The organism is Cytobacillus sp. GQ23, assembly GCF_059758675.1.
In genome coordinates this window covers 1-5,108 of sequence record NZ_JCAXER010000058.1, presented here as the reverse complement: position 1 = coordinate 5,108, position 5,108 = coordinate 1, and the positions used below count along the sequence as shown (strand labels likewise).

General features: G+C 40.9%; 6 protein-coding genes. 1 reads left to right on the top strand and 5 read right to left on the bottom strand.

Features of this window, described 5'->3' with window-relative positions; translation table 11 throughout:
* Window positions 1–19: 19 nt before the first annotated feature.
* Window positions 20–541, bottom strand: coding sequence for a hemerythrin domain-containing protein (locus AC6CHU_RS25705; protein WP_236566333.1), 522 nt, complete (start codon window positions 539–541; stop codon window positions 20–22).
* Window positions 542–747: 206 nt separating this feature from the next.
* On the opposite strand from AC6CHU_RS25705, the gene AC6CHU_RS25700 reads away from it, so the two are divergent.
* Entirely contained in the window at window positions 748–1,068 is a 321-nt protein-coding gene (locus tag AC6CHU_RS25700; RefSeq protein ID WP_159870448.1) for a hypothetical protein, read from the top strand.
* 428 nt (window positions 1,069–1,496) lie between these two features.
* On the opposite strand, the gene AC6CHU_RS25695 is transcribed toward AC6CHU_RS25700, so the two are convergent.
* The 4 genes from AC6CHU_RS25695 to AC6CHU_RS25680 are packed head-to-tail and all read right to left on the bottom strand — an operon-like array spanning window position 1,497 to window position 4,937.
* Window positions 1,497–1,781 carry a ferredoxin family protein gene (locus tag AC6CHU_RS25695; protein ID WP_019381639.1) on the bottom strand — a complete coding sequence of 95 codons (285 nt, stop codon included), beginning with the start codon at window positions 1,779–1,781 and terminating at the stop codon, window positions 1,497–1,499.
* Complete coding sequence (locus tag AC6CHU_RS25690; RefSeq protein ID WP_498123142.1) at window positions 1,781–3,076, bottom strand: FAD-dependent oxidoreductase; 1,296 nt, start codon at window positions 3,074–3,076, stop codon at window positions 1,781–1,783. The genes AC6CHU_RS25695 and AC6CHU_RS25690 overlap by 1 nt, the downstream gene beginning before the upstream one ends.
* Entirely contained in the window at window positions 3,069–4,094 is a 1,026-nt protein-coding gene (locus tag AC6CHU_RS25685; protein WP_159870442.1) for an electron transfer flavoprotein subunit alpha/FixB family protein, read from the bottom strand. Before AC6CHU_RS25685 ends, AC6CHU_RS25690 begins: the two co-directional genes overlap by 8 nt.
* 24 nt (window positions 4,095–4,118) lie before the next feature.
* Window positions 4,119–4,937 (bottom strand): electron transfer flavoprotein subunit beta/FixA family protein, encoded by an 819-nt coding sequence (locus AC6CHU_RS25680; protein ID WP_159870439.1) that lies wholly within the window; start codon window positions 4,935–4,937, stop codon window positions 4,119–4,121.
* Window positions 4,938–5,108: the final 171 nt, after the last annotated feature.

Here is a 5,108-nt window from a genome sequence, read left to right as displayed (position 1 = left end):
AGGAGGGGCTCCCTCCTCTTTATATTTGCTGTATTTTCATATAAAGCTCATTTTTTTCTTCTTCAGTAAGAAGATTTTCCGCCATAGGAAAAAGAACGTTTTCTTCTTTAGAAAAATGCTGTGTCAGAGTGTGGTATGCCTTTTTAATTTGCCTGGTTTGTTCGGCCATTTCTTTTTCTGTCAAATGCTCTTTTCCTTCAGCGGCTCTTAAGAAAGAATTAATACAGCTTTTAGCCTGATCATGCTCATACTCCATGACAGCTATAGGGCCTGTTCCTTTTCCCAAATACCGTTCCATTATGCGGAATAGTACGCCTTCCTCCCTTTCTGAATGAGGATCAAGCTGACTGCAGAAACTCTGTACATTTTCAGTTAATTTCTCAAACAGAGCTCTGTCCGGAGATTCCTCCATTTTAATGGTGATATTAAGCAGCTCTTCAAGCATTGCCAAAAGAGGAGGATGCTCCTCTTTAAGCTGTTTCAGTCCTTTGCTAAGAATGACTGGACCATTGCTCATCATGGAGCTCATACAGCCTTCCATCCTTAAATCCCTCCTATCTGTTATAGGTTTAGTATAAAAAATAGCAGGTTTGATTGTTGTGATGCCTATCACTTTGAACATCCTTAAAAATTTTCAAAAAATTAAAATAATTGTGTGCAATATTCTCTTTTTTTGCCATATAATAAAGGTAAGTTATCTTTATAACGGCGCAGCTAAACCCTGTAAATTGTTAGGAGGGATAAAAAATGCATCTGCCAGCCTATTATGAGTTTTATCAAAAATGCCTTATTCCGGCGAAAACAGCTGACTCACTCCTTTCCAATGGGCAAACACATTGGCTAATCGCCATGGAAGGACAGCTTAAAGAACAGGAAAAAGAGTTCTATTGCTGGAAAGTAACCATTTATCCATCTAATTCAGAAGGAAGCTTTTCATGGAATGAAGTACTATATTCTTCATCCCTTCATGAATGCATCCATAAAGCTTTTGAACATGCCAGAGAAATTGAAGCCAATGTCAAAGACTCCAAGTTCAGTTTTTTAAATAATCAAGAAAAAATCAGCTAACCTCAAAAAGTTATTTCTCCTTCGCTCCATCTTTTTTTACCCTCGCATGTGAAATAACATACATATAGGTAAATACTACGTATAATTTAAACCCAATAAAAAACCTTATCCCATAATGAAATAAAAAAAGAGCCTAGATAAACTAAGCTCTCCAGATTATAGGGGGTCAACTATAGTAGTTCGACCAATTTCAGTTTAACAAATTCTGTCTGAAAAGTTAAGTTACTAAAGCACTATTACTAAAAAGCATTAACGCGTCAGTTTAGAAAATCACTTTAGAATTCATAGTTTTTATATATCTTGTTAACAGTTTATTAATATTTCAAATTTATAATGTACATGTACCGAAAGATAAAGCCTTTTTCATCCCCCCTTTTCAAAACCGGCCAATTTGTTGGCCGGTTTTTTGTATGGTTCTGCGGGCTGAATTATGCTAGCCTGAATACTATCCCATGACCTCCTTTAGGATATTCCCATTTAATGTTCTGATACGGACATCCTATTCTGCAGCTTCCGCATTCATGACACCCTTCGTAGCCTACCTGCATTCTTAATCCTTCCCATTTGTAGACCTCAGCCGGGCAGAAGATGGTGCATATTTTATCAGGGCATTTTGTCATACAGATATCATGATCCAATACGGTAAGATGTGATTTTGTATCTGCCTTAAAACGAACCAAATATTGCTTTTCTTCGATCGTTTTTGTTGACATTATTTCACCGCCTTCCATGCTCTGTACATATCTTGAAGCACACGAATAGTCCCTCGTTCACTGGTGAAACTCTTCATTATTTCTTTTTGCTTATCTTTCTTCGGAATTCCATCAACAGTGAAGAATTTGTTCGCTGCCCTGTTCAGCATCGGAACATATTCCTTAAAATATTGCGGATAGTTCTCAAACGTGTGAGTTGCATCTTTATATTTTTCCAGATCCTTAATAATAAAACTTTGATACAGTTTCTCCCTGTATTGATTCAAACTGGTTTCACTAAAATCTCCCCGCTCTCTAGCGGCAATGATCGTTTCAGCAGCCATTGTTCCGGAAGCCATGGCCATATTAGAACCTTCACGATGAATGGCATTTACAAGCTGTGCCGCATCACCAACTAGAAGCACTCCATTTCCGGCCACTTTTGGCACCGAGTGGTAGCCCCCTTCCGGAATAAGATGAGCCAGATATTCAGCGGATTCTCCTCCTTCTATTAAAGGTCTAACCATAGGGTGTGTTTTTAAATAATCCAGCAGGTCATAAGGTTTAAGCTTTGCCTTAATCATGCTTGAAAGAGTCGTGCCCACGCCAATATTGATACTATCTTTATTGGTGTAGATGAAAGCTGTTCCGAGATTGCCTTTAGTGGAGTCTCCGAAGATTTCTATCGTGCAGCCCTGGTTGTCTTCCAGGTTAAAACGATCATTAATCTTATCTTTAGAAAGATTAATAACTTCCATAACTGTCAGCGCCACTTCATCAGGCCGGAATTCTTTATGGTAGCCAAGCTGTTTTGCCAGCAGTGAATTCACGCCATCTGCCAAAACCACTACATCTGCATATATATCTCCATCCGGACGGTCAGTTCTTACACCAACCACTTTCCCATTCTCAGTCAAACATTCAAGTACAACGGTTTCATTTATTAATAGAACCCCCTGCTCTACCCCTTTCTTAGCAAACCATTGGTCAAATCGCGCCCGCAGAACCGTAAAATTATTATATGGTTCCTTTCCCCACTCAAGACCTTTGTAGCCAAAACTCACTGCGGATTCTTTATCCATCATCCAGAAACGCTGTTCTATGACAGGCCGTTCGAGTGGGGCTTCTTTCCAAAACTCCGGGATGATTTCCTCCATTTGCTTACGGTATAGTACTCCGCCCATTACATTTTTGCTGCCTGGATATTCTCCTCTTTCTATTTGCAGGACTTTCAGTCCGTTTTTAGCGCAGGTGTAAGCACAGGAAGTTCCTGCAGGCCCTGCACCGACCACAATAACATCAAACTTTTCAGACATAGCTCATTTCACCTCCTCTTTCGCTGGCTTCCTTGAACTTTTCAATAAGTTTCGGAACAATATCAAGTGCATCACCTACGATACCGTAAGTGGCTACATCGAAAATAGGTGCTTCAGGATCTTTGTTAATCGCAATAATAAGCTCTGAATTCTTCATGCCTACAACATGCTGAATGGCACCTGAAATCCCAATAGCAAAATAGATCTTTGGAGTAATGGTTTCTCCGGTCTGTCCAACCTGCTGTTCATGCGGAAGCCATCCCGCCTCAACAACATCCCTTGTTCCCCCTACGGTTGCTCCGATGGCGTCAGCCAGCTCATGGATCATCTGAAAGTTTTGGATATCGCCCATCCCTTTCCCGCCTGCAACGACAACATGGGCTTCAGCTAAATTCACTTTTTTTGTGACATCCTTCACAATTTCAATCACCTTTGTGCGCATGTCATCTTCTCTCAATGTAATCGATTCTTCTATAATCTCACCCTGCCTATTTGGATCAGGCTCCATTGCTTTCATAACCTTAGGGCGGACAGTAGCCATCTGAGGCCGGTGTTTTTTGCAGAGGATGGTTGCCATAATGTTTCCTCCAAATGCCGGCCGGCTTGCTTCCAGAAGTCTCTTTTCCACCTCGACATCCAGCATGGTTGTATCCGCTGTCAATCCAGTACTTAGGTCTGTGGCAACTGCACTGGCTAAATCTTTCCCATTGGAGGTGGCCCCATATAGAAATATTTCAGGCTTATATTTTTCAGCTAGCTTGATAACAGCCTTCATATAAGATTCTGTCCGGTAATCTTTCATTACTTCGTGGTCAATTACATAGACCAGATCAGCACCATATGTGATGACCTCCCGGCTTAAAGACTTTATTCCATACCCAAGCAGCACCCCGGAAAGAGGTACCTCAAGCTTATCAGCCAGCTTTCTGCCTGCTCCGAGCAATTCAAGGGAAACCTCTTCAATTTTCCCATCATTTTGTTCTATGAATACCCATACTCCACGGTACTCATCCATCATGTTAATCCCCCCTGTTTATTACAGCTATTTGCCTGCAAACAGCTCTTTTTTATCATTAAGAAGCTCCATCAGCTGCTGTATCTGTTCATCTGAATTTCCTTCAAGCCTTTTTCCGCCTTCTGGCTTTGGAGGAGTAAACATTTTACCCACTATCGTAGGAGATCCCTTCAGCCCAAGCTGGGTCCGATCCACACCTTCAAGATCATTTACAGACCAGACCACCGGCTCATATCTGGCGGCTTTTATCATATTTGGCATAGGGGAATATTCTATGCTGTTAATCTCTTTTTCAACTGTCAGCAGGCAAGGGATTTGAGCTTGGATTAATTCATATCCATCAGTGATCTTCCTTTTTATTAAAACCGTTTTTTCACTTTCGTTAACTTCCGCTATCTCGATCACATTGGTGACTGGAGGGATATCCAGCCGCCTTGCGATTCCTGGTCCAACCTGGCCGGTATCTCCATCAATAGCATGCTTTCCGCATAGAATTAAATCGACAGGCATATCTTTTGAAATACGTTCTAATGCTTTAGACAGGGCATAGCTGGTAGCCAATGTATCGGCACCGGCAAATGCACGGTCAGAAATCAAATATCCCCTATCCGCCCCAATTTCGATACTTTTCTTAATAACCGCTACAGCCTGTGGTGGCCCCATGGATAAGACCGATATGGTGCCTTTTCCAATTGTCTTTGTAATTCTCACAGCTTCCTGAACTGCATGGGCGTCATAAGGATTTAATATGGCAGGAGCACTGCGCCGGTCCAAGGTATTGGTTTTGGGGTTGATTTTAATGATTTTTGTATCAGGCACTTGCTTGACACACACAACTATGTGCATTTTCTTCTTTCCCTCCTCTTACTTAAAGCTTGTATGAGTATTGAAAACTTTAAGTGAAAAAAAAGCTTTGTATTACGATATATGATTCTCTATACAGGCATAGTACTTCTTTAATGAATTAATATGTTTATTACTAGAATGGCAGAAGATTGCAAAAAAAAGAACCCTCCA